We start from the raw sequence: 25,858 nt of genomic DNA on the forward strand, positions 1-25,858 counted from the left end.
TGCACAAGGCGCGAGCCCGGCGACACCGCCGGCTCGCGCCTCATAGTGTATCGGGCGAGACGGCGTTGCGCTCAGCGCTCGGACCGTCCCGACACTCAGATCGACCCTCAGATCATTAACCGCCTCAGAAGCGATAAGTCCCCGTGAGCAACGCCGTACGGCCGATCCCCGGTGCGGCACGTCCGCCGTCCGACGGAATGAGCGCATCGAAATAAGATTTGTTGAACACATTAAGCAGGTTCAGACGAATATCGTACTTGGGCTGATGATAGGCCACGGTGGCATCCCAGCGCGTGTAGCCGCCCACACGAATGAGGTTGGTATTGGCGGCGTAGCGACTCGACATGTAGTTCATGCCGCCGCCCACTTCCCAATGCCCCAGCGTGTACGTCGACCACAGCGTCAGCGAATGGCGTGGCGTATTCGCGAGCACGTTGCCCTGCGTGCCGTCGTTCGCCTGCAGGACCTGCGAGTTCAGGAACATGTAGCCGCCCATCACCTGCCAGTTCGACGTGATGTGACCCGTCGCGCTCAACTCCGCACCGCGAATGCGAACCTTGCCCGCGTCGGAGTATTCGCCGGTCGTGCCGGTCTGCGTGCGCGAGTTGTTCTGCGTCACCTGGAACAGCGCGGTGTTGATCGACAGGTTGTCGTCGAACAGATTCCACTTGCTGCCGACTTCGAACGACTGGTTCGTCTCCGGCGGCAACGCTTGCGTGTTGTTGGTGACGGTCAGCGTCTCGAGCGACGGGTTGAACGACGTGCCGTACGAGAAGTAATACGACTGCGCTTCGGTCGGCTGATAGATCACGCCGGTGCGCACGCTCGTGTAATTGACCGTCTGCGTCGCGTAGCCCGGCGCACTGATCGTGTTCGAGAGCTGCGCCTTGTAGCGATCCCAGCGCAGACCGCCCACGATCTTCCATTGCTTGTTCAGCTCGATGGTGTCGTTCGCGTAGAGCGCCACCGTCTCGGCCGAGCCCTGCGCGAAGTTGCCGACGGAAGTCGTGACGTTCGGCAAATTCGAGTAGTACGCGGTGCTGTCGGCTGGTATCCATCCGAGCATGCCGGACGCCTGCCCGGCGCCAGTGCGCAGATATGTCTGGTTCTCGTACGTATCGCGTCCGACCTCAGCACCGGCGATCAGCGTGTGCTTGAACGGCCCGGTATCGAAGGTCTTCACGACATCGGTCTGGTTGTACAGCGACGTATCGGTGATCTTCCGGTCATGGCTCTGCAACTGCACCCAGAGCTGATCGAGCGAGTACGACGGAATGCCTGCCGTCGGCGCCGCGGGCAGCGTCGTGAAGCCGCCCGTGCCGTTCGGTATGCCGACCGCGTGCGACGACGTCTCGATCGCGTCGATGACATAGCGGCTGTACTGCGTCTGGTTCGTGATCTTCAGGCTGTCGTCGACCTTGTGCTCGATCTTCGCCGAGAAGCTCATGACGTCCTGGACCGTGCGGTCGGTGGTCAGCCCGTAGAACTGGTTCTTCGAGATCGGCAGCGGGCTCCCGTTGTAACCGACGGTGCCGTAGTCGGGCATGTCGCGGTTATGTTCGATGAGCGCCGAGAGCGTGATCTGCGTCGGCGTGCCGATGCCCAGCTTGAGCGTAGGCGCGACACCCCAGTCCTGGTTGTTCATGACGTCGCGCGTGGTGTGAATGTCCTGCGCGAAGCCGTTGATACGGAAAGCGGCCGTGTCCGAGAGCGGATGATTGAAGTCGAACGATCCGCGATACCGATCGTTCGTGCCGATGGTGCCGGACACTTCGTTGAGCGGCTTCAGATTGGCCTGCTTGCTCACCTGATTGATGATGCCGCCGGTCGAACCGCGGCCGAACAACATCGACGACGGGCCTTCGAGCACTTCGATGGAGTCGAGATAGAACGTGTCGCGGTAATACTGGCCGCGATCGCGGAAACCGTCGAGATAGATATCGGTACGCGCCGTGAAGCCGCGCAGGTTGATGTTGTTGCCGATCTGGCCGCCTTCTGCGCCACCGATGGTGATCGCGGGCGAGTTGCGCAGCGCATCGGCAAACGACGTGGCCCCTTGCGCCTGCATCACGGCTTTGTCGATGACCGTGACCGATTGCGGAATATCGCGAATTGCCGTGGGCACCTTGCCGCCGACCGTCGACATGTCACGCTGGTACTCCTCGCGGATCGACGTGCCGGACACGTCGGTCTGCGGCAACGCGGCGGCAGGCGTGGAGGGTGTGGATGACGCCGGCGGAGTGGCCACAGGCGCGGCGTCCTGCGGCGTGCCCGGCGTGCCCGGTGTCGTCGCCGGCGCATTGGGAGCGGTGGTGCTCTGCGCCATCGCGGGCGAAGCATAGGTGATGGCGAGCGGCGCGGCGAAGAGCGCCATCATGGCCAGAGCCAACGGCTTGCGTTGCATCATGATGATTTTTTTTAGTGCGGCGTGAACGAATGAGCGGAAAACCGGGGAAGGACAAGCAGCGATATGGGGCGCGAATATAAATAGGAATGATTTTCATTACAATATGCGCGGATAGCGGTAACGCTCTGAAATCCCAGAACTTTCCGTAATACGTCGTAACACGATCGCACCAAGACGGTGCGCACCCTAGGTAAAGCGCTGAAAGCACGCGCATTGCTTCGTCGACACTTGATCGGTATTGACCGGGATTCGGCCACCGAACATCGGGTTTCCCCTAAGGGCGAGAACGCAACGGTCGGGAACTTTTCACGCGAATCGCGGGGCTTGTCGGCGATGACGGCGGTTTTGGCTGACGATATCTAGGCATCCGGGGGGATTGCGCGCCGCACGGCACGCCGGATATCGATATGACGTCCGACTCACTATGCAAAGTCGGATCGCTTATTGGCGCGAGCGCCGGGCATCGCGATACAAGTCAGGACGGCGCAGCGCGCCGCTCCGCTTTCCATCGCTTTCCGCCGCTTTGCACCATTACCGCCGTCCTCACCCTTTCGCCTCGCCCATGACCCGTCAGCCCGATCCCGCCCTGTCCGCCCAGCCCGACGCAGCCACGCCTACCGACACCGTGCCGCAACAGCCGGCCCGGCGCCGCTTCCTGCAGCGCGCCAGCTCGACAATGCTCGCAGGCGGCACGCTCCATGCCCTCGGCGTTGCAGGCGCGCTGGCTTACGGTGCGCACAGTGGCAACGCGCGCGCGGCCAACGCCCCGCTCACGCTGCGGATCGGCTATCAGAAGTCGTCGACGCTCATCGTGCTCGCCAAGACGCGTGGCACGCTGGCGCAGGCACTCGCGCCGCACAACGTCACGCTCACGTGGCACGAATTCACCAGCGGGCTGCCGCTGCTCGAAGCGCTCAACGTGGGCAGCATCGACTTCTCGGCAGACGTGGCCGACACAGTGCCTGTGTTCGCGCAGGCGGCCGGCGCACGCATCGCCTATGTCGCGCGCGAGACGCCGTCGCCGGACGCCGAAGCGATTCTGGTGCCGCAGAACTCGCCGATCAAAACGCTCGCGGATCTCAAAGGCAAGCGCATTGCCGTGACCAAGGGCGCGGGCGTTCACTATTTGCTCATCGCGGCGCTGCAAAGCGTCGGGCTACGAATCAATGACGTTCAGCCGGCCTACCTCACGCCCGCCGACGGCCGCGCCGCGTTCGCCAGCGGCAACGTCGACGCCTGGGTGACGTGGGATCCGTTTGTGGCGAGCGTCGAGCGCCAGGACAAGGTGCGCACGTTGACCACGGCACGCGGTCTGGCGGGCTATCAGCGCTACTACCTCGCCACGCCCGCCTTCGCCCGCGACCACGACGCGGTGCTGCGCGAGGTGTACCGCACGCTGCGAGAAACAGGTCAGTGGGTACGCACCAACCCGCGCGAAGCCGCCGCCCAGCTGGCGCCCGTGTGGGGCCTGGACGCCACCACCGTCGAGGCCGCCAACCGCCGGCGCAGTTACGACGTTCAGCCCGTGGTGCGCGAAGCCATCGCCGAGCAGCAGCGCATTGCCGACGTCTTCACGCAAGCGGATCTGCTGCCCAAGCGGGTCGACGCCGCCGACACCGCGATCTGGCAGGCTCCGGCTTAAGACTCGACAACTACACTAATCACGGACGATTTCTTAAGGTATTTCCTACGAATTTCACACTCCTGTTTATACTGCGGTCTGTAATACCTGAAGCATTCAGGCCGGAGCCCCCCCGGAACGGCCTTGGCGTCTCACCAGATTGCCGATGGTCCCGTGCTGCCGTCCCATGGCGTCGGGCGCGAAAGACACATGGGCCCGGCGAGATGACATCATGAAATTCGCAGCACCGGCGAAGGCCTTCACGGACTCGCCGGTTTTTGCCTATTTGCCGTCCAGGGACAATGCAAGCCACCAGATCGCTCTACCTGCTTGGACCGATGCGGGTCGAACAGGGCAAACAGGCGTGCGCCGTGAAGTACACGAAAGCGCGCGGCCTCCTTGCCTATCTCGCCCTGCAACCCGGCTATCACACGCGCGGAGCACTTGCCGACCTGTTCTGGCCCGACGAAGACGGTCAGGGGGGGCGCGACAAGCTCAAGCGCATGCTCTTCCATTTGCGCGATACCCTCGGCGACGAACTCTTCGAATCCGACCGTCAGGTCGTGCGTCTGCGCCCGGAGACCGGTCTGTGGATCGACGCGCACGTTTTCGCGAGCATGATCGAGCAGGCCAACCGCACGCTCGACGCCGTCACCGGTCTGGATCTGGCCGCACATCTGCAACATCTGGCCGACGCCGTCGCGCTCTATCAGGGACCGTTCCTTCACGGGCTGTCCGTGCGCGACACCCCCGATCTCGATCAGTGGATCGAACTTCAGCGTGACGAATATCAGCGCCGCCGTGTCTTCGGTGAACGGCTGCTTGCCGACGGTTACGCACGTCTGGGCGATCTCGATCAGGCGCTCGGCCATGCGCGTCAACTCGTGGCGCTCGCCCCGCTCGACGAAACCGGCTGGCACTGCCTGCTCGCGCTCTTGTTGCGCGCCGGACGCCGCGATGACGCCGAGACCGAATACCGTCGCCTGAGCGAAATTCTCCATGAGGAACTCGGCGAGTTGCCCGGTCAGGCGCTCACGCAGTTGCTGGAGACACCGCCCGCGCGCATCGAACAGCGTGCCACGGGCCCCGAGCGCCGCCAGTTGACGGTCGTGTCGATCGAACTCGCGCCGACCGGCGTGGACGATCCCGATCAGCTCGTCGGCATGGTGCGCCCGCCGCTCGTGCAGTGCGAGACGATCCTGCGCCAGTCGTGGGGCTATACGCTGCGCACGCCGACCGGCGGTCTGCTGGGCTATTTCGGTTATCCGACCGCGCTCGAAGGCGCGGGACGCCACGCCGTCGAAGCCGCCATGCGCTGCGCGCAGGTGAGCACGGTACGCGTGGGCATCGGCGTGGGCGTTCACACCGGACTGGTCATCAGTTCCGCGGCAGACGACAGCCCCGACACGGGCGGACGCGTCTCGCGCTCCGCCACGCAACTCGCCGACACCGCCCTGCCCGGCGAGGTTCTGATTTGCGACGCAACGCAGCGTCTCGTCGGCGTCGCCATCGCCACCACGCCGCACGGCAGCGTGCGCGAGCGTCATGGCAATCGCGAGATTCCGATGTTCCGCGTCAATCCCGACCCCACGCCCGAGCGCCGTTCGCGCCGCCGTGCCGCGATGCTCTTCGGTCGCGACGCTGCGCTCGCCGAACTCGCAGCCGCGCACGCCGCCATGCGCGATGCGAGCACAGGGCATGGCGTGCTGGCGCTCGTGATCGGCGAGGCCGGGATCGGCAAGTCGGCCCTGGTGCGGCACTTCATCGAGACGAACGGCCTGCGCTCCATCGACCTGACCTGCGCGCAAGACGGCGCGCTCACGCCGTTCCATCCGATTGCACGCTGGCTGCGCTCGCAGTCGGCGGCGGACGCCTCACAGCTTCCGCAACCCGCCCTGCTCGCTCACCGTCGTCTGCGCGCGTTGTTCGATATGCAAGCCGACGGCAACGTGCCGCACGCGTGGAAACAGGCCGTGCTCGACGAAGCCCCCGCGCTGCTCGCATCGCTGCTGCCGGATGGCGGCGTCATCATGCTCGACGATGCGCACTGGGCCGATCCGTCCACGCAGGAATTGCTCGCCGTGATGGCGGAGAACGCACCGGGCGGCCGTCTGTTGACGGTGTGTGCGCGTCCGGAATTCGAGCTGCCGTGGCGTCATACCGTCGGTTTGCGGCGCATCGATCTGGCACCGCTCGACGCGGGTGCAGCCGCCTCCATCGTGCGTGCCGCGACACCGCGTGTCGCGCTGCCGGCCGCCATGCGCGAACGTATCGTGCATCTGGCCGAAGGCGTGCCGCTGTTCCTTCAGGAACTGGCGCGCGCCACCGCCTCGCAACAAGGCGGACGCAGCGCCGCGAACGCCATGCCAATGCCCGCGAGTCTTCAGGAACTGATGATGGCGCGCATCGACGCGGCGGGCAGCGCCAAGCCCGTGGCGCACTTCGCGTCGTGCCTCGGTCACGAATTTCACGCCGAGTTGCTCGCGGCGGCGAGCGGCCGTTCGATGACGCTCGTCGAGCGCGCGCTCGACACGCTCGTTGCCTGCGCCCTTGTGCAACGTCAGGACTGCGGCCGCTACACCTTCCGTCACGCATTGCTGCACAAAGCGGCCTACGACGCGCAGCCGCAAGAGCGCCGTCAGGACGCCCACCGCCGCATCGCGCTGGCCATGCGTGACCACGACACCCTGCAAACCGAGCCCGAAGTGCTCGCATGGCACTTCCGTCAGGCCGACGAACCGGACGCCGCCATCGAGCACTACCATCTCGCAGGCGAGTACGCGACCGGACGCCAGGCATTGCGCGAAGCGTGTGCGCACTACCAGAGCGCGCTCGACGTCCTGCGTCAGACGGGCACCAGCGCACAGACCGCGCCGCGCGAACTGCAACTGCGCATGGCGATGGGCGTGCCGCTGGTTTCGCTGCATGGCTACGGGTCGGAACCGGCGCGTCACAACTTCGAGACGGCGCTCGCGCTTGCGCAGCCGATGGGCGACGACATCACCCTGTTCCCGGTCTACTGGGGACTGTGGCTCGGCTCGAGTTCGTGGAGCGACTTCGATCGCAGCGTCGATCTCGCCCGCAAGCTCATCCTCATCGCAGAACAAGCCGGTGCGTCGCCGTTGCTCGCGCACGCGTACTACGCGCTAGGCAACAGCCTGTGCTGTCAGGGCGACTTCGGCGGCGCCGTCACCGCACTGGAGACGGGCCTCTCCTACTACCAGCCCGAGCACGCCGACACCGGTCTTGGCGAAGACGCTCGTATCACCGGTCTGTCGTACCTTTCGTGGGCTTACTGGTTCACGGGACGTCACGACGCCTCGCTGTCTGCCAGCGAAGCCGCGTTGGCGATGGGACGTCAGCAAGGCCGCCGTTACTCGTTCGCCTTCGCGCTGGTGTTTGCCGCGATGCTGCGACGACTGCGCCGCGAAGTCGCGCCCGCCGAAGCACTGGCGAGCGAAGCGGCGGAAGTGGCCGCCGAGACCGGCGTGGCCCTCTGGGCAATGGCCGGACAAACGATTCGCGGCTGGGCGATTGCCTCACGCGGCGACGTGGGCGGGCTGGAGCGCATCACCGACAGCGTGGGACGTCTGAGCGAAATCATGGGCGGTGTCGAAGGCATGTTCTTCGGCTTGCTCGTCGAAGCCTGCGCAGGCACGGGCGACATCGCCCTCGGCCTTCACGCCGCCGAGCGCGGTGCGCACGTGTCGGCACGTCGCAGCGACGGCCACTGGCAGGCGGAATTCCTGCGTCAGAAGGGCGAGTTCCTGCGCGCAGGCCATCACCCCGACGACGCCGTGCGCCCGTGGCTGGAACACGCGCTTCAGATCGCACGTGCGCAGGCCTCACCGATGCTGACGTTGCGCGCGGCACTCAGTCTGCTGCGGCTGGGTGGCAGTCGCGCACCGGACACCGTGAGCGACGCCGAATGCATGGTGGTCCTGCGCGACGCACTCAATGCGCTGCAAGGCGGTGAAGCACTGGCAGACGTGCAGGAGGCGCGTGCCACGCTGGCCGAAGTGACATCGCGCATTACCGTTCAACGCCGGGCCCGCTACGGGAGCTGAGGGCGACAGACGCGGCGCGCCGGGCATGCATCGACATCGGCAATTTCAAGCATATGCGGGACTGTCGCAAGCCCCGCGAATAGCCGCTATCAGGCACCTCGTATGTCCGCCGCGGGTCCGGCCGCTATATTGAGGCGACCGGCTCCCCCCAAGCCGACAAACCGAACCCAACATGCCCATCGACCCTTTGCGCGTGAGCGCTGTCGCCGCCTCGTCCACCACGCCGCCCACGCCCTCCCGGACGCGTCCAAACAACACCAACGTCGCGCCGCTCACGCTCGTGGGCGCGTCGCCGTCAGCGGCGCCCTCGCCCCTCGTCTCGCGCGAGGTCGTCGTCTCGGGCAGCGTCAAGCGTCGTCACTCCTTCGATCTCTGCGCGCTCAGGCGTTTGCCCACGCAGCTCACCGGGCCGCTCGACGTCGTCTGCCTGTCCGGGCGCAAAGTGCGCAGCGCGAGCGATTACAAAGGCGTACGCCTGAGCGCCCTGCTCGACGTGGCGCAGTTACGCATGCCGAACGCGCGCGACTTCACGCGGGCGTTCGTGCTGGCGCAAGGGGCCGACGGCTACACCGTCATGTTCTCGTGGCATGAGTTGTACAACACGCCGGTCGGCGTGGGCGCGCTCGTCGTCTATGAACGCGACGGGCTGCCGCTGGGCGATGACGAAGGGGGCATTGGCCTAATTTCGTCATGCGATCTTCGTGTGGCGCTGCGCCAGGTGCGTGCACTCAAGCGGCTCACCGTCCAACTCGCCGATCCGCCCGCCATCTGACGTCCCGCGCAACCTCCGTGGGCTGCCTACACTGGCGGAACCCTTCTCACGGTAGCGCGCACATGACGACATTTCCCGGCAAGCCAAACGCGACAGACACGAACGCCATTGGACACTGGCGCATGCCGCCAGAGTGGCATCCCCACCGCGCCTGCTGGTTAGCGTGGCCGGGCGGCACTGTAATACCCAGCGCCGAGCGCGAGGAAGTCATCGGCGAACTGATGCGCATGGCACACGCGATCGCGCTGTTCGAGCCAATACACGTCGCCGTCGATCCCGACTACCTGGACGAAGCCCGCCGCGCGCTCCCCCCCGCCGCCACGCTCTACCCCATGCCGGTCGGCGATCATTGGATGCGTGACACCGGGCCCACCTTCGTGCTCGATGCCGCCCATACGCCGCACGCGCTGAGCTGGAACTTCAACGGCTGGGGACAAAAGACGACGCCGATATCCGAAGCCGACGCCACGGTCGCGCAAGGCGTGGCAAAAGCCCTGTGTGCCGATACCCCGATCGGCTCGTCGTGCGCGCCCATCGTCGCCGAGGGCGGCTCGTTGCTTGTCGACGGCGAAGGCACGCTGATCGTCACCGAAACGTCGATCCTCAACGAAAACCGCAATCCGGGACTCACGCGTCGCGAAGCGGAGTCGGTCTTTCGTCATTGGCTCGGGGTGACGAACGTGGTCTGGCTGCCGGGCTCGGCGCTCGATACCATCACCGACGGGCACGTCGACGGTATTGCGAGCTTCGTGCGCCCTGGCGTATTGCTCGCGACAGTCGCCGACGTGGGCGACGACTGGGTGCGCGAAACGCGCGAGAACCTCAAAGCGTTATTGCTCGCACGCGACGCCAGAGGGCAGCACTTCGAAATCGGTTTGTTGCGCACGCCGGATTTCGACGCCCTGCCCCCGGACGTCGCCAACGACCCCGACTTCGCGCCCGAGTATGTGAACTTCTATTTGCCGAATGGCGGAGTCGTGATGGCGTCGTTCGGAGATACCAGGAGCGATGCGCACGCTCGCTCGATCGTGCAACAGGCGTTCCCCGAGCGGCGCATCGTACAGATGCCGCTACGAGCGATCGCGCGCCGCGGCGGCGGCATTCACTGCTGCACGCAGCAACAACCGGACGCCGTGTCGCGCTGACCCACCAGCGCGCCGCGTCAGCTTGCTGCAACCCCTCGCTTGCGTGGCGTTGCGGTCTTCTTGGCAACGCCGGCCCTCGCAGCCCCCGCCTTCGGCCTGGCGGCGGTTTTCGTCGCCTTGGGGGTCGCCTTCGCTGCGACTTTGGTGACGCCCCTGGCAACCGTCTTCCCCTGCGCTTTACTTGCGCCCTCGCCCGCAGACTTGCGCGCCGTGCGCTTCGGCGTCACGCCTTCCTTCGCAGTCGACGTTTTTGCAGCCACCGTCTTGCGACGCGTCACCGGCGACGCATTCGCCCCAAGCTGCGCACGCACACGCTGCTGCATATCGGCGATGTCCGAATCGAGAATCAGACGCCCGCGCAACTTCCCGTTCATCCGCTTGATGTACGTGCGTGCCTCCTGCATATGGAAATGCATGAGTTCGCGCACGCGTTGCGCATCGCCCGCGCGCGCTGCATCGGTAATCTGACGATGAATGTTGACGTTGGCCGTGCCGAACTTCTCATGCTCGCGACGCGGCGTCTCGTTGCCGAACACGATCAACTGGCGAATCATCTCGTTGACGAGTTCGCACGTGAAACGCAGAAAGCTGTTGGGATTAGCGGCCGCGAGAATGTCGTGAAAGTCGACATCGGCCTGACGCTGGCGCAGCAACTCGCGACGATCGTGCGACGCCGGGCTGCAACAGGTCATATTGTTCTCCAGCGCCGCAAAATCCGCTTCGGTCAAATGCGGCACCGCGCCTGCGGCGAGCTCCGGCTCGAGCAACTGACGCACCGTATAGATGTCGTCGATGCTCACTTCCTTGAAGAAGAGATAGTTCTGCATGAGCTGGAAGGTGCGCTCGAGCGGCACTTCCACGACCATGCCGCCACCCGACGGCCCCGTGCTCACCTTGATGAGCCCCTGCACTTCGAGCGACTTGAGCGCTTCGCGAATGGTGCTCTTCGATACCCCGAACATCTGCTGGAGTTCGACCTCTCTGGGCAGGCGATCGCCGGGCAGCAAATTGCCTTCCGTGATCAGTTGCTTGATGGCTTCAGCGACCAGATCGCCACGTTTTTGTTGTTTGATTTCCAACGGCTCTCGCACCGTTTGCGCATCCAATGCCATGTGGCGCCTCAAGGGTCTGTTCGCACTCAATCCTACGCGTAGCCCACGCGTCGCGGGCTGTGCCGGATCGGAATTTTTTCCGATTGACACGAAAAAACATTATACCTACGATCAAATCCATCCTATTTATCATTATAAATATGACGAATAGAGATAAGGCCCCGGACGTTGCAAGTCGTTACTGTCAGGTCGCTTTTTCAGGTCACTGACCGGTCGTTGTGTGACGCGCTGCACGTCTGCCCCATGAACGATTGCTCCCATGCATGGAGACCCAATTGAATCGTCGTGAACTGTTGAAGCTCGCCGCCGCGGCGTCTCTGCCTGGCTCCCTCCTCACTGCTCGCGACGTCTTCGCGCAAAGCACCGGGGCGATCCAGCTGGCTTGTCCTGTGCCCATGTCGGGGCCGTTCGCGGCCAACGGAAAATTCGCCGATCTCGGCATGAAACTCATCGTCGAGCAATACGGCAAAGTGCTCGGCCGACCGCTCGCTTACACCACCCTCGACACCGAGGGTAAACCCGCCACGGCGATTCGTCACGTGCAGGAAATCGCGCAGCAAAAGGGCGCACGCTTCTTCGCAGGCGGCATTCTGTCGTCAGAGGCGCTCGCCATGGGCAAGGAAGCCGAGAAAGCCGGCGGCATTTTCATCACGACGGCCGGGGCCGACGAAATCACCGGCAAGGATTGCAACAACGCCACGTTCCGCTGGTCCGTGCCGACCTTCGGCGCAATCGAGCAGACCGTGCGTCCGCTCATCGAGTCGATGCCCAACGCCAGGCGCTGGTACACGATCACGCCGCAATACGTGTTCGGCGAAGGCCTGCTCACCGCCGCGAAGAACATCTTCAAGGAGAAGGGCATCGAGCATGTGGGCAACAGCTATCACTCGCTCACCGAAAAGGAATTCTCGGGCTATCTCACGAACGCGACGGCGGCCAAGCCCGACGTGCTGCTGATCCTGAACTTCGGCTCGCAGTCGTCAGACACGCTGCGTCAGGCGGTGAGCTTCGGCATGAAGAAGAACTGCACGATCCTGATGGCATGGGCGTCGGGGCTGGAGCAGTTCGAGACCCTCGGCGCCGATCTGTGCGACGGCGTGTACTTCGGCGCGCAGTACTGGCATGCCGTGGCGTCGCCGCTGAACCTCGATCTGGTCAAGCGCACGCAGGACCGCTTCAAGCAGAACCCGAACTACAGCCTCGCAGGCTCGTACATCTGCACCAAGCTCATGCTCGACGCCATGGTCAAGGCCGGCAGCGCCGATCCGAAGGCGGTCATCGCCGCGATGGAGGGCATGAAGTACGACGGGCTCACCGGGCCGGAAGAGATTCGCAAGGGCGATCACCAGGTGCTCAAGAACTACTACCTGCTCAAGGGCAAGGCAAAGTCGAAGATGAAGAATGCCGACGACTACGCCGACATTGTCAGCGCCGGGAAATCGTTCCTGCCGCTGGACAAGACCGAGTGCAAGATGACCTGACGCGATGGCGCGGCGAGCCGTATTCAAGCGCACGCCGCATGATCGTCGCCTGAAGTCTGTTGCTCGCGGGGACGCTTCGTCGTCCCCGCATATGTCGTGTGCCGCGCAGCGTGTGCTGGGTGGCACAAGGTGTTCCACGTCGGCACCAAAGCTCTCCGGGACGCGCATGAACGTCTATTTGCTGCAAGTCATCAACGGCGTCGGAATCGGGATGTTGTACTTCCTGCTCGCCGTCGGCTTATCCATCATCTTCGGCCTGTTGCGCTTCGTGAACTTCGCGCACGGCGCCTTCTATCTTCTCGGCGCGTACTTCTGCTATCAGGCACTGCAATGGGGCATGTCGTTCTGGCTCGCCCTGATCGTCTGTCCGATTCTGGTCGGTGCCCTCGCGTGGTTCGCCGAAAAAGTGCTGCTCTCGCATATCTACGAGAAGGCGCACGAATTCCACATCCTCGTCACCGTCGGGCTCGCGCTTGTCGTGCAGGAACTGGTGATCATCGTCTGGGGTCCGCTGGGCGATAACGTCGCCGTGCCCGAAGTGCTCGACGGCGTGGTGATGTGGGGCAACTTTATCTATCCGAAGTACCGCCTCTTTCTCATCGGCTTCACCGCCGTATTCGCCGCCGTGCTCTGGTGGCTGCTCGAAGGCACGCGTCTTGGCAGCGCGGTGCGCGCGGGCAGCGAGTCGTCGGAGATGGTGTCGCTGCTCGGCATCAACGTGTTCCGCGTGTTCAGTCTGGCGTTCGCGCTGGGCGCCGGCACGGCCGCACTGGCCGGCGTGCTCGCGGCGCCCGTGCGCGGCGTCGAGCCGTTCATGGGCATCGAAGCGCTGGGCATTGCGTTCGTGGTGGTGGTCATCGGCGGCATGGGCAGTTTCGCCGGGGCGCTCGTGGGCGGTCTCGTGATCGGGATCGTGCAGAGCCTGATGAGCACGATCTGGCCGGAAGGCGCACGACTGATGATTTACGTGGCGATGGCAGCGGTGCTGCTCATGCGTCCGCACGGCCTGCTCGGGAGGGGATGATGCTGGTACGTTACCGTTTTTGGCTGCTCGCCGCCGCCGTCACACTGATTCTGCCGCTCACGCTGTCGTCGGGCACGCTCGCCACCGAAGTGCTGGTGTATGCGCTCGCCGTGCTCGGCTGCAATCTGCTGCTGGGCTACACCGGTCTGCTGTCGTTCGGTCAGGGCATCTTCTTCGGCATGGGCAGCTACACACTGGGCATTATGCTCACGCGTTGGTCGCTGCCCATGCCGGTCGCCGTCGTCGCATCGATCGTATTGGGCGCGGTGATTGCGGCGGTCGTCGGCAGCTTCGCGATCCGGCAGAAGGGCACCTATTTCGTGATGCTCACGCTCGCGTGCGCGCAGATGTTCTACTTCTTCGCCTACACCGCAACGGACTGGACCGGCGGGGACAACGGCCTGCTCGACATTCCGCGCAAATCGCTGGCCATCGGCGGCACGACGCTGATCCCGCTGGAGACCCCCTGGCAGTACTACACCTTCGTCGCCATCGTCTTCCTGATCGTCTTCGCGGTGCTGTTGCGCGTGGCCGACTCTGTCTTCGGACGTACGCTGCTCGCGATTCGCGACAACGAAACACGAGCAGCGGCCATCGGCTATCACGTGAAGACGTTCAAGCTCGTGGCGTTCGCCATCTCCGGCGCAGTCACGGCGCTCGCCGGTGCACTGCATGCGTTGATGACGGGCATCGCGCCGCTGTCCAACATCGAATACCACACGAGCGAGATGATTCTCGTGATGACGGTGATCGGCGGCACGGGCAATCTGTTCGCGTCGGTGTTGGGCGCAGCGTTCTACGTGCTCGCCGCCGACTGGCTCTCCACGCTCTGGCCGCGCTGGCTGCTGTTGCTCGGCCTGCTGCTCATCGCCGTGAGTCTGTTCATGCATCGCGGCCTGTGGGGCGTGGGCGAATCGCTGTGGTATCGCATTACCGGCAAGCGCCGCGACGCCAACGGCAAACTGGATACGCAGGGAGACCCAACGTGAGCGACGTTCTCATCGAAGCCTCGGGCATCGTCAAACGCTACGGCAAATTCACTGCGCTGCACGGCGTCGATCTGCGCGTGGCACCGCGTACTGTGCACTCCGTCATCGGCCCGAACGGCGCAGGCAAAACAACGCTGTTTCACATGCTCACGGGCACCGTGCCGGTCTCGGGCGGGCGCATCGTGTTCGACGGTCACGACGTCACCACCGAAGCCGATTACCGGCGCGTGCAACGCGGCATCGCCCGTTCGTTCCAGGTGACGGCGCTGTTCCAGAACCTGCCGGTGCGCGAGAACCTGCGTCTGGCCGCGCTGGGCGTGACACCGCGCCACGCGCTCTCCTGCTGGCGCAAAGCGGAGGGCCCGCGCGCCTGCGCATCGGTCGTCGACGACGTGCTCACGCGGCTCGCACTCACGCGTCACGCCGACACTGCCGCCGGGTCGCTCTCGCACGGGCAGCAGCGACGCCTCGAAGTCGGCATGGCGCTCGCGGCGCGTCCCAAGGCGATCTTTCTCGACGAGCCGACGTCCGGCATGGGCATCGACGATCTGGACGACATGAAGCAACTCATCCGCGGCCTGCGAGACGACCACACCGTCGTGCTGATCGAACACAACATGAATATCGTGATGGATATCTCCGACACGATCACCGTCATGCAGCAGGGCCGGGTACTCGTCGAAGGCAAGCCGGACGCCATTCGCGCCGACGACCGCGTGCGCGCCGCCTATCTCGGCAACATGATTACCGGAGGGCGCGCATGATTCTCGACGTCGCAGGCATTCACAGCTATTACGGCAAGAGCCACATTCTGCAAGGCGTGTCGTTGAACATCGGCGACGGTGAGCTCGTCACGCTGCTCGGGCGCAACGGCGCAGGCAAGTCGACCACGCTCAAGACCATTGCGGGCGTGGTGACGCCGAAGGCGGGCAGCATTGCGTTCATGGGCAAGCCGGTCGCGGGACAGCCGGCGCATCGCATTGCCGCACGCGGCGTGTGCTTCGTGCCGGAGCATCGCGGCATCTTCAAGCTGCTCACGGTCGAAGAGAACCTCAAGCTCGGTGCGCGACGCGATTCGCCGTGGCAACTGGCCGACATCTATCGCATTTTTCCCCGCCTGCAAGAGCGCCGCAAGAACGGTGGCGCGCAACTCTCCGGCGGCGAGCAGCAGATGCTGGCCATCGGACGCGCGTTGATGAATCACCCGCGTCTGCTCATGCTCGACGAGCCGGTCGAAGGCCTCGCGCCGGTGATCGTCGAAGAGATCGTGGCGCAATTGAAGCTCATCAAACAGGCGGGCGTGGCGATCCTGCTCGTCGAACAGAATCTGGAAGTCTGCACGCAGCTTGCCGACCGGCATTACATCGTCGAGCAGGGCGTGATCGTCTACGGTGCGGAGAACGCCGCGTTTCTCGCCGACGAGGCCGTCAAGGACCGCTATCTCGGCGTCGGCGTGGCGTAGACCGCAATCGGCCGCCATCGGTCGCAACTCTCAAGGATCGGTAAAACATGGAACGTCTCGATCGAACGGCTGCCGCAGTGCGCATTGACGGTGCGCGTCTGTGGAACAGCCTCATGCAACTCGCGCAAATCGGTGCGACGCCCAAGGGCGGCGTGTGCCGCCTCGCGCTGACGGATCTCGACCGCCAGGGCCGCGACCTGTTTGTCGCGTGGGCCAAGGAAATCGGCTGCTCAGTGCGTATCGACGCCATTGGCAACGTCTTCGCGCGTCGCGCCGGACGCAACGACACTCTGCCCCCCGTCATGACCGGCAGCCACATCGACACCCAGCCGACCGGCGGCAAGTTCGACGGCAACTACGGCGTACTCGCCGGGCTGGAAGTGCTGCGCACGCTCAACGACAACGGCATCGTCACCGAGGCGCCGCTCGAAGTCGCCGTCTGGACGAACGAGGAGGGCTCGCGTTTCGTCCCCGTGATGATGGGCTCGGGCGTCTACGCAGGCGCTTTCACCCTCGATCACGCGCTGGCGCAGAAAGACCACGACGGTGTGAGCGTGGCGCAAGCGCTGCGCACCATCGGCTACGCCGGGCAGACGCCGGCCGTGGGGCAAGCGGGCGCGGTGGCTGCGTACTTCGAAGCGCACATCGAACAGGGACCGGTGCTCGAAGCGCACGAGAAGACCATCGGTGTGGTGCAGGGTGCGCTCGGCCAACGCTGGTACGACGTGACCATCACCGGCATGGAGGCGCATGCGGGCCCCACGCCCATGGAACTGCGCCGCGACGCCTTGCTCGCCGCCGCACAGTTGATACAGGCCGTGAATCGTATCGCCTGCGCCCACGCGCCGCATGCACGCGGCACGGTCGGCTGGGTCGACAACTACCCGAACTCGCGCAACGTCATTCCGGGCCGCGTGAAGCTCTCCGTCGATCTGCGCGCCGCCGACGACGCCACGCTCGATGCGCTGAACGCCGAGCTGCGCGCCGAATGCGCCTCGCTCGGCGCGAAGGGCATCGATGTCGCCATCGAACAAGTTGTGTACTTCCCACCGCAACCGTTCGCGCCGGAACTCGTCGACGCCATTCGCCGTGGCGCGCAGGCGCTCGGTCTGTCGTCGATGGATGCGATCAGCGGCGCGGGTCACGACGCGGTGTATCTCGCGCGCGTCGCCCCGACGGCGATGATCTTCGTGCCGTGCAAAGACGGTATCAGCCACAACGAGATCGAAGACGCCGATCCGGTGCATCTCGAAGCCGGTTGCAACGTGCTGTTGCAGGCGATGCTGCAACGCGCAGGAGGTGCCGCATGAAAGTGATGATTGCGCGGATGAATCACGAGACGAATACGTTCTCGCCGGTGCCGACACCGCTCGAAGCCTTCGGCAATGACGGGCCGACGTACGACGCGCAGGCCTACCGCGACAGCAAGGGCATGCGCACGGCCATGGCCGCGTTCATCGATCTGGCGGAAGCGGCGGGCGCGCAGATGGTCACGCCTGTCTGCGCAGGGGCAAACCCCAGTGGCCCGGTGGCGGCAAGTGCTTATGACGAACTGTGTCGGCGCATCGTGGCCGCAGCGCGCGGCGTCGACGCCATCCTGCTCGATCTGCACGGCGCGATGGTCGCCGAAAACAGCAACGACGGCGAGGGCGATCTGCTCGAACGCGTTCGCGCCGCGGCGCCCGGCACACCCATTGCCGTGGCGCTCGATCTGCACGCAAATGTAACGCCGAAGATCGTGGCGAACGCCGACATCGTCGTCGGCTTCAAGACGTATCCGCACGTCGATATGTACGAAACGGGCGAGCACGCGGGACGTCTGCTGTTCGACATGCTCGCCGGCAAACGCCGCCCGAAAGTGGTGTGGCAACAGCCGCCGTTGATGGTGCACTCGCTGCGCAGCACGAGTCATGGCGGCGCGATGAAGCGTGCGCTGGACGCCGCGCGACGCGCCGAAGCCGAGGAGGGCATGCCTGCCGTGTCGGTGTTCTCGGGCTTCTCGCTCGCGGACATTCCCGCGCCGTGCATCAGCGTTGTCGTGACGGCGGACGAAAGCGAAGGTGGCGTCGCCCGCGCGCAAGCCGTGGCGGATCGCATTGCTGCGCACGCGTGGAACGAGCGCGACGGCTTCGTCTATCGCAGCGCACCGCTCGCCGAGTCGATTGCCGAAGCGAAGCGACTGGCCGACGGTGCCGACAAGCCGGTGCTGTTGCTCGATCACAGCGACAACTGCATGTCCGGCGGCACCTGCGACACGATGGATGTCCTCGAAGCGGCGCTGGCCGGCGGGCTGACGGGCATCGGCGTGGGCCCGCTGTGCGACCCGGACGCGGTGGCGACGTTGATTGCCGCAGGCGAGGGCGCCGAAGTCACGCTGGCGGTGGGCAACAAACGTCCGCTGACGCAATTGGGCATCACGAAGACGCCGCCGGTACTCACCGGCATCGTGCGCAAGATCGGCGACGGGGAATACATCGTGACGGGCCCGACCTATACGGGCCAGCGTTGCTACATGGGCCGCACGGTGCTGTTCGATATCGGTGCGGCACGCCTCGTCATCACGGAGCGCACGCATGAGCCGTGGGATCATGGCGTGTTCACCTGCGTCGGCCTCGATCCGCGCAGCGAGCGCTTCCTGCTGCTCAAGTCGCGCATGTACTGCCGCCCGGTGTTCGTGCCGATCTCGGCGGGACTGGTCGAATGCGACAGCGACGGCGTGACAAGTTCGAACTACGCACTGTTCCCGTTCACCCGCGTGCATCGCCCGGTGTATCCGCTGGATCGGGATGTGACGTTTGACGAATGATCTGGCGTCGGCGGGCAGAATACCGCCCGCCACCTGTCAACCTTGTCAGGTGAAGAGAGCGCTGTTGCGACATAAGCTTCATGCATCGTCCCGAGTGCGGCCGTGCTGCCCGCACTCGTACGACGTTGTTCGACGGAGCGCCCCATGCAACACGTCCTCAGACTCACGCGTCTCCTGCTGGCCGGCTGGTTGGTCCTTTATGCGCTCTCCGCCTGGGCGCTCAGCGGCACCGATGTCGCTTACCTCGTTAATCAGCGCTACCGGAATGCACCGTCAAAGTGCTTCGTCAACAGCCCCGTTCAGGAGTGTTCCGGCGTACTCATGCGAGTGCCGCCATCCGTCAACGGAGACTTCTGGGCGTTAAGTGCCGCCGAGACGGCCGCGGGCATGGCCCACTTCGATTACGTGCGTCGCGACATCGAGACATCGCATCTCGATAACTCCGTGGGCTTTATTCTCGCGGACCGCCCGAGCGCCGCCGGTAACGGACAACCTTACGAGCTGCTCTGCGGATGCCCGCCACCGGGGTCCTCCGGCGGGCCGCCTTGCAGCGACTGTCCAAGTCAGCCGAACAGTGTCGGCGTGAGTTTGTGGAATCCCGCCACGCCGGACAAGCTGGCGGCACAGGCCATCTTCTACGACATCGGCAATGGCGGACAGTTGACGACGGCATTGCAATACCAGCAGCAGTATTTCAGCAAGACCGGCCAATGGCTACCGATTCTGCGCGTCGTGTTCGGCTCACAGGGCGCCACGGTATTCGGCTTTGACGCGCGGGATCAGCTTGATGTCGGCTACGCGACCGTGAGGAATCTCAACGCGCGCTATGCGGATACGCGCAAGGTTTGTCCCGATGGCCGCTCGGCGTACTACTGCGACGGTGTCATCCTTCGCGTTACCGGTTGGGGTGTTACCTTCCACTCGTGGAATCCCAGCCCGGGATCGGTGAATGCGAACGGGGTGTCGTTTACATACGCCCGGACCGATGCACGAGTCGACACGCTTTACTGGAAAGGCGTTGATGCGGGCATCATCATGAACGAGTTCTCAATACCGGTACAGCATCCGATGGTGATGCGATGCATGTATGCCCGCGACGCAGGCACCACAGCACCGGATCGATGCGCACGCCTGGCATTCTGCAAGGACGTGGGGGTCACTACCGTGGCGACGTTTGTTTCGTATATGCAGTCGCACGGCGGCGCCCTCTGCAGGTTTGACGTCGACCCCGACTCAATCCAGCTCAGCCTCGACGTCAGAGCGTATTTGCCAGCGGGATATGCCTACCCGTGGAACGAGGCGATCATCGCGTTGTGGCCGCAAGACGCTCCGCTTCAAACCGGCATAGAAGCATTTTTCTACATCACGGGCGCAGACCCCAGCGGTGCGCAATTCGTCCAGCGCGATTACATGGCAACGACGGGCCGCTTCATGCCGGTCGTCGAAGTCAATCTGCACGCCACCGACGGCGTCGTTTTCAAGTACAACCCTGCGTTGCAATCCCTGTCTCTGACCGGCGCCAGCGCACTGCCGCCCATACCGATGACCCCACATGGCATTTCGGAGTGAGAACGCACCCATGCGTTCAGATGGCGGCAGGGGGGATGCGCATAAAGGTGGCGAAGTAGTCACAACGCGTCACCTGTCAACCTTGTCAGGTGATGTGCAAAGGCTTGCGACATAAGCTACGGACATCGTCCTGAGCGCCTGACGCTGCCATCGGCCTCGACGGGACACTCGCCCGGGGGCTCCCGATGCCGCGCTTTCTCAGAATATGTCGCCCGCTGCTTGCGCTGTGGCTATTGCTTCAAGCGTTCCCGGGGTGGGCACTCCCCGGCGCCGATGTCGCTTACCAGATCAACCAGCGTTATCAGCAAACCCCTTCGGAGTGCTTCGTCGCCAGCCCTGTACAGGAATGCTCCGGCGTCCTGATGCGCGCGGCTCCCACCCCCGGCGGCGATCTCTTCGCATTGAGTACGGAGGAGACAGCCGCCGGTATGGCGCGTCTCGACTACGTACGGCGCGACATCGAAACGACCCGCCTGAGCGACTCCGTCGGCTTCATTCTGGCGCCCCGGCCCGAGGCGGTCGGCAACGGCAAGCCTTACGAACTGCTCTGCGGATGCCCGCCACCGGATGCATCGGCGCCCGCGCCCTGCAATGACTGTCCGGGCCAGCCGAACACCGTCGGTGTCAGTTTGTGGAATCCGGCAGCGCCGCAGACCATTGCTGTGCAAGCGATCTTCTACGACGTCAACAACGGCGGACAACTCGCCACCGCACTTGAATATCAGCGACAGTACTTCAACAGCGCCGGGCAGTGGCTGCCGATTCTGCGCGTAGCGTTCGGTGCACAGGGAACCACGGCTTTCGGCTATGACGCACGCGATCAGCTCGATATCGGTTATGCGAGTGCCGATGATATCAACGCGCGATATGCCGATACGCGCAGTGTCTGTCCCGGTAATCGCGCGGCGTACTTCTGCGATGGCGTGGTCATCCGCGTTACCGGTTGGGGAACCACCTTTCACTCATGGAATCCGAGCCCGTCGTCGTTGAATTCGAATGGCGTGTCGTTTTCCTACATGAGAGCGGACGCTCGGGTGGACCGGCTGGTCTCGGAAGTCCGTGACGATGCGGGAATGATCGTGAGGGAGTTCTCGGCGCCCGCCGAACACCCGCTTCAAATGCGATGCATCTATGCGGAGGACACCGGCACGGGGCCGCCCGATCGCTGCTACCGAACGTATCCGCAATTCTGCAACGCGATGAACATCACCACCGTGAGCGCCTTCATCTCGCATTATTCTCGCTACAGCCACTGCGCATTCGATGTGGACCCTCAATCCTTCCAGTTGAGCATCGACGTCAGACCGTACATTCCCCCCGGCACGCCCTACCCATGGAACGAAGCCATCATTGCGCTCTGGCCACCGGACATCCCGGAGAAGCTCCCGATCGAAGCGTTTTTCTATGTGGGGAACGATCCGTCCGGTGTGCAATACGTCCAGCGTGACTACATGGCCATGACCGGCCGATTCATGCCCGTCGTTCGCGTCAATTTACCCCCGGGAAATGGCCCGATCTTCACCTACGACCCGGCCGTCCAATCCGTGTCGCTCGGTGGGGCCGCCGCCTTGCCGCCCGTGCCCTCGGCACAAAGCGCGCGAACCGGGCAATGACGCAACAAAAAAGGCGGCAACCATAACAGTTGCCGCCTTCTTGTCGGCTGCGAGGGGACGGAGACGGAGACGACGACTTAGTCGTCCAGCGCCTTGTTACCCGTTTCCTCGAACATCGACACGGCGATGAGCGACACGATCACGCAGGCGATCATGTACCAGGCCGGGGCCATCTTGTTACCGGTCACGCGAATCAGCCAACCGGCAACGAGCTGAGCCGTACCGCCGAACACCGACACCGAGATCGCATAGGCGCTCGACATGTAACCCGCCCGCAAATGCTTCGGGAAGTTCTCCGGCATCAGTGCGTATGCCGGAGCCGAACCCATCGTGTAGCAGAACATCAGCACGATAAGTGCGGCGAGCACGACCGGCAGCGACGGGTAGTGCGTCATGACCCAGAACGCCGGATAGAGCAGGACGATCAGCGCCACGCGGCCGAACACCGTGAGCGGCTTGCGACGGCCCATCTTGTCCGACCATGCGCCGTAGATCGGGCACATCACCAACGAAATCGTGCTGGCAGCCACACCGGCGAGCATCGACATCTTCGGCGGCAGGCCCAGGTACTGAATGCAGTACGTCGGCATGTAATACATCATCACGTACGTCGACACCGACATGCCCGCGATCGAGAAGATCGTGAGGAACCAGTTGCGCACGTACAGGCCACGCTTGGGATCGTCGCGACCGGCGACGACCTTCGCCTTCGGCGGCTCTTCCTGAATGTGACGACGCAGATAGATACCGACCGGCGCGATCAGCGTGCCGAGCAGGAACGGAATGCGCCAGCCCCAGCTGTGCATGGTGTCGTCCGAGAGCAGGAAGCCGAGGCTTGCCGCCAGACCCGAGCCGAGCAGGGCGGCTGCGCCCTGGCTCGCAAGCTGCCAACTGGCACGGAAGCCACGGCTTTTCGCACCGCCCACTTCCAGCAGCGTGGCCGTCGCCGCACCGAACTCACCGCCTTGTGCGAAGCCTTGCAACAGACGCGCCCCAACGATCAGCAGCGGTGCCGCCAGACCGATCTGCGCATACGTCGGCGCGAGACCAATGGCAGCCGAGCCGACCGCCATGAGCAGGATGGTGAGCGTAAGCGCGGGCTTGCGACCGGCGCGATCGGCATAGCGACCGAGCACGATGCCACCCAGCGGGCGCATCACGAAGCCCACCGCGAACACGGCGAACGCGAGCAGCGACGACGTGACCGGATCGTGCGCCGGGAAGAACTGCTTGCCGATGGTCAGCGCGAAATAGCTGTAGACCGTGAAGTCGAAGAACTCCAGCAGGTTGCCGATGACGGCGGCGAAAACGATCTTGCGCTGCTGCGCGGGCGACATGAGCGACGGCTGTGCGCCGTCAGCCGGAAACGATTGCGTTGCGATGCTCATGCGCGGTCCTTGGCAAGAAAGCGTTCGACCAGACGCGTCCAGAAGGCGGCACCGATGGTCAGATTGTCGTCGTTGAAGTCGTACTTGGCGTTGTGCAGCATCGGCTTGCCTTCGCCGTTACCGAGACGGATGAAGCAGCCCGGCACCTTTTGCAGGTAATACGCGAAGTCTTCGCTGCCCGCGATCGGGGGGAACGGCGAAATGATGTGCTCGGCGCCGACCAGTTCTTCGGCCACGCTGCGCGCGAATTCCGTCTCCGCCTCGCTGTTCACCACCACCGGATAGCCACGGATGTACTCGATCTCGGCGCTCGCGCCATAGCCTTCGGTGTGCGAATTCACCAGCGCACGAATACGTTCCTCAAGCGTGGCGCGCACCTTGGCGGAGAACGAACGCACGCTCATCTCGAGCGTCGCGTCTTCCGGAATCACGTTCGGGGCAAAGCCCGAATGGAACGTGCCGACGGTCACGACAGCCGCTTCGGTCGGATCGATATTGCGCGCGACGACAGTTTGCAGCGCCATCACGAGGCTGCTGCCGATCATCACCGGATCGATGGCCAGATGGGGACGCGCCGCATGGCCGCCACGGCCGTGAATGCGAATCTTGACGGTGTCGCACGCGGCCATCAGCGGGCCGGCGCGAAAGCCGAACGTGCCCGTAGCAACGCCGGGGTGATTGTGCAGACCGAAGATCGCGTCGCACGGGAAGCGCTCGAACAGGCCGTCGGCAATCATCTGCTCGGCGCCGCTGTTCGAACCGGCTTCTTCCGCCGGTTGGAAAATCAGGTTGACGGTCCCGTCGAAATTGCGGGTCTTCGCGAGATGCTGGGCGGCGCCGAGCAGCACGGTCGTGTGGCCGTCGTGGCCGCAGGCGTGCATCTTGCCGTCGTGCACGCTGGCATACGCCAGACCGGTCTGCTCGTGAATCGGCAGCGCATCCATGTCGGCGCGCACGCCAACGGTACGCGAGCTCGTGCCCACGGTCAGCGAGGCGACCACGCCGTGACCGCCAACGTTACGCGTGACTTTGTAACCCCAGCCTTCGAGCTTTTCCGCCACGTAACGCGACGTATCGACTTCCTCGTAGGACAGCTCGGGGTGTTGGTGGATATGGTGGCGAATATCGGCCAGTTGCTCGCGCGCCTGGTCCAGATCGCTCACCTCGCAATAGCGAGTCTCGCTCATCGGGGGCTCCTCATTTTTTGAATAACGCGGAGTATTGCACCGACGAAAATCCCCACCCATGACGCAAAGCACGTCAAAATGTTGCTTTCAAGGCAACAGTCAGGCAACTCGTCATGTCGGTTTCATGTCGGCATCTATGACGAAAAATGACGTCGATTCAATGACTTGAAGGAATTCTCCGGTGTATCAAGCGCGCCTTGTACCGGATCACGGGCCCGGATTGTGTCGGACCGGCGCCTTCGCTCGAACGCAACAGTGAGACGAAACATGACCAACGAGTCGTGGATGGACGACATCGGCGAGCGTCCGCTCAGATATCTGGCCGAAATCGCGGCGACCGGGGGCGTACGGATGGCCGCCGAAGCGCTCGGCGTGAACCCGTCCGTGGTCAGCCGTCAGATGGCCGCGTTGGAGCGGCGTTTGCGCTTCCCGCTCATCGAGCGGCGCGGACGCAACGTGAGCGTCACCGAAATCGGTCAGGTTCTCATCGACTATTACCGCGACGGTCAACGCCGCCAGCGCGATCTCTCGGCGCGGCTGGAGGAGTACCGGCACCTGAAGCGCGGACGGGTCGCGATCGGGGTCGGGGAGGGGTTCATCGGGCGCCTGATTGCGCAGGCGTTGCAACGCTTTTCGATGAGCTATCCGGACATCCTCGTCGAGATCCGCTCCGGCCCCACCCCGACGGTGCTCTCGCTCGTGCGCGACGACGTGGTGGATATCGGCCTGTGCGCCCGCTCGGCCGACGATCCGTCGATGCGGATTCACCCGTTTGCGGCGAAGGCGTTATGCGCGGTGGTGGCGCCCACGCATCGCTTCGCACAGATGGAGAGCGTGCCGCCCTCGGAGCTGGTGCACGAGCGGCTCATCTTCATGACCGAAGCGCACGGGGTGCAGCATTTCGTACACTCGGTGCTCGACACCGCGCGTCTGAACGTGATTCCGGCGTATCGCGTCGATCTGTTCAACACGGCGCAGACGCTCGCCGCCGCGGGTCTGGGCGTCGCCTTCATGTCGGCCATCACCGCGCGGCGCGGCATCGAACTCGGCGAGCTGGTGGCGGTTCCCATCGATCATCCGATTGCCACGGGCTTCTCCAGCCAGATGATGACGCGCGTGGGTCGACGTCTCTCGCCCGCGGCCGATCACCTTTGGAAGCAACTCGCGCAGAGTCTGGCGAACCGCTGATTTGCGCCCGCACGAAAGAGGCCAACC

At 64.2% G+C, this 25,858-nt stretch carries 17 protein-coding genes and 1 pseudogene; 14 read left to right on the forward strand and 4 right to left on the reverse strand.

The window, feature by feature from the left end; all coding sequences use genetic code 11:
• Positions 1–124: 124 nt before the first annotated feature.
• Positions 125–2,407 (reverse strand): TonB-dependent siderophore receptor, encoded by a 2,283-nt coding sequence (locus ACIPHM_RS17200; RefSeq protein ID WP_400330501.1) that lies wholly within the window; start codon positions 2,405–2,407, stop codon positions 125–127.
• Positions 2,408–3,083: 676 nt separating this feature from the next.
• Here ACIPHM_RS17200 and ACIPHM_RS17205 point away from each other — a divergent pair.
• The 4 genes from ACIPHM_RS17205 to ACIPHM_RS17220 all read left to right on the forward strand — a co-directional run bounded on the left by ACIPHM_RS17205 (position 3,084) and on the right by ACIPHM_RS17220 (position 10,012).
• Positions 3,084–4,049, forward strand: a complete 966-nt coding sequence (locus ACIPHM_RS17205) for an aliphatic sulfonate ABC transporter substrate-binding protein (protein ID WP_400330879.1) — start codon at positions 3,084–3,086, stop codon at positions 4,047–4,049.
• Between the two features lie 281 nt (positions 4,050–4,330).
• On the forward strand, positions 4,331–8,095 hold the full coding sequence (locus ACIPHM_RS17210) for a BTAD domain-containing putative transcriptional regulator (protein ID WP_400330503.1): 3,765 nt from the start codon (positions 4,331–4,333) through the stop codon (positions 8,093–8,095).
• Between the two features lie 172 nt (positions 8,096–8,267).
• Positions 8,268–8,867 (forward strand): molybdopterin-dependent oxidoreductase, encoded by a 600-nt coding sequence (locus ACIPHM_RS17215; protein ID WP_400330506.1) that lies wholly within the window; start codon positions 8,268–8,270, stop codon positions 8,865–8,867.
• Between the two features lie 62 nt (positions 8,868–8,929).
• Positions 8,930–10,012: an agmatine/peptidylarginine deiminase gene (locus ACIPHM_RS17220; RefSeq protein WP_400330508.1), complete on the forward strand. Its 1,083-nt coding sequence runs from the start codon at positions 8,930–8,932 to the stop codon at positions 10,010–10,012.
• Positions 10,013–10,308: 296 nt separating this feature from the next.
• Here the strand turns inward: ACIPHM_RS17220 and ACIPHM_RS17225 are convergent.
• Positions 10,309–11,124: pseudogene (locus ACIPHM_RS17225) on the reverse strand (FadR/GntR family transcriptional regulator); the annotation flags it as partial.
• 275 nt (positions 11,125–11,399) lie between these two features.
• Between ACIPHM_RS17225 and ACIPHM_RS17230 the strand changes: the two are divergent.
• The 9 genes from ACIPHM_RS17230 to ACIPHM_RS17270 all read left to right on the forward strand — a co-directional run bounded on the left by ACIPHM_RS17230 (position 11,400) and on the right by ACIPHM_RS17270 (position 22,068).
• The gene (locus ACIPHM_RS17230; protein WP_400330511.1) at positions 11,400–12,605 is read left to right on the forward strand and encodes an ABC transporter substrate-binding protein; all 1,206 of its coding nucleotides are present in this window, start codon (positions 11,400–11,402) and stop codon (positions 12,603–12,605) included.
• A gap of 166 nt (positions 12,606–12,771) precedes the next feature.
• A complete protein-coding gene (locus tag ACIPHM_RS17235; protein ID WP_400330514.1) occupies positions 12,772–13,629 on the forward strand; it encodes a branched-chain amino acid ABC transporter permease in 858 nt (285 codons plus the stop codon).
• Positions 13,629–14,618 carry a branched-chain amino acid ABC transporter permease gene (locus ACIPHM_RS17240; RefSeq protein WP_400330882.1) on the forward strand — a complete coding sequence of 330 codons (990 nt, stop codon included), beginning with the start codon at positions 13,629–13,631 and terminating at the stop codon, positions 14,616–14,618. The genes ACIPHM_RS17235 and ACIPHM_RS17240 overlap by 1 nt, the downstream gene beginning before the upstream one ends.
• On the forward strand, positions 14,615–15,382 hold the full coding sequence (locus ACIPHM_RS17245) for an ABC transporter ATP-binding protein (RefSeq protein WP_400330517.1): 768 nt from the start codon (positions 14,615–14,617) through the stop codon (positions 15,380–15,382). Before ACIPHM_RS17240 ends, ACIPHM_RS17245 begins: the two co-directional genes overlap by 4 nt.
• Positions 15,379–16,080, forward strand: coding sequence for an ABC transporter ATP-binding protein (locus tag ACIPHM_RS17250; RefSeq protein ID WP_400330520.1), 702 nt, complete (start codon positions 15,379–15,381; stop codon positions 16,078–16,080). The genes ACIPHM_RS17245 and ACIPHM_RS17250 overlap by 4 nt, the downstream gene beginning before the upstream one ends.
• A 47-nt stretch (positions 16,081–16,127) precedes the next feature.
• Complete coding sequence (locus ACIPHM_RS17255; protein WP_400330523.1) at positions 16,128–17,390, forward strand: Zn-dependent hydrolase; 1,263 nt, start codon at positions 16,128–16,130, stop codon at positions 17,388–17,390.
• A complete protein-coding gene (locus tag ACIPHM_RS17260) occupies positions 17,387–18,886 on the forward strand; it encodes a M81 family metallopeptidase (RefSeq protein WP_400330526.1) in 1,500 nt (499 codons plus the stop codon). Before ACIPHM_RS17255 ends, ACIPHM_RS17260 begins: the two co-directional genes overlap by 4 nt.
• A gap of 102 nt (positions 18,887–18,988) precedes the next feature.
• The gene (locus tag ACIPHM_RS17265) at positions 18,989–20,455 is read left to right on the forward strand and encodes a hypothetical protein (RefSeq protein WP_400330529.1); all 1,467 of its coding nucleotides are present in this window, start codon (positions 18,989–18,991) and stop codon (positions 20,453–20,455) included.
• A 185-nt stretch (positions 20,456–20,640) separates the two neighbouring features.
• Positions 20,641–22,068 (forward strand): hypothetical protein, encoded by a 1,428-nt coding sequence (locus ACIPHM_RS17270; protein WP_400330532.1) that lies wholly within the window; start codon positions 20,641–20,643, stop codon positions 22,066–22,068.
• Positions 22,069–22,145: 77 nt separating this feature from the next.
• On the opposite strand, the gene ACIPHM_RS17275 is transcribed toward ACIPHM_RS17270, so the two are convergent.
• The gene (locus tag ACIPHM_RS17275) at positions 22,146–23,456 is read right to left on the reverse strand and encodes an MFS transporter (RefSeq protein ID WP_400330535.1); all 1,311 of its coding nucleotides are present in this window, start codon (positions 23,454–23,456) and stop codon (positions 22,146–22,148) included.
• A complete protein-coding gene (locus ACIPHM_RS17280; protein ID WP_400330538.1) occupies positions 23,453–24,643 on the reverse strand; it encodes a M20 aminoacylase family protein in 1,191 nt (396 codons plus the stop codon). Before ACIPHM_RS17280 ends, ACIPHM_RS17275 begins: the two co-directional genes overlap by 4 nt.
• Positions 24,644–24,910: 267 nt before the next feature.
• On the opposite strand from ACIPHM_RS17280, the gene ACIPHM_RS17285 reads away from it, so the two are divergent.
• Positions 24,911–25,831, forward strand: coding sequence for a LysR family transcriptional regulator (locus tag ACIPHM_RS17285; RefSeq protein WP_400330540.1), 921 nt, complete (start codon positions 24,911–24,913; stop codon positions 25,829–25,831).
• The last annotated feature ends 27 nt before the right edge of the window (positions 25,832–25,858 follow it).

The sequence above is a fragment of the Pandoraea sp. NPDC087047 genome (genome assembly GCF_044745225.1).
Lineage (GTDB): Bacteria > Pseudomonadota > Gammaproteobacteria > Burkholderiales > Burkholderiaceae > Pandoraea.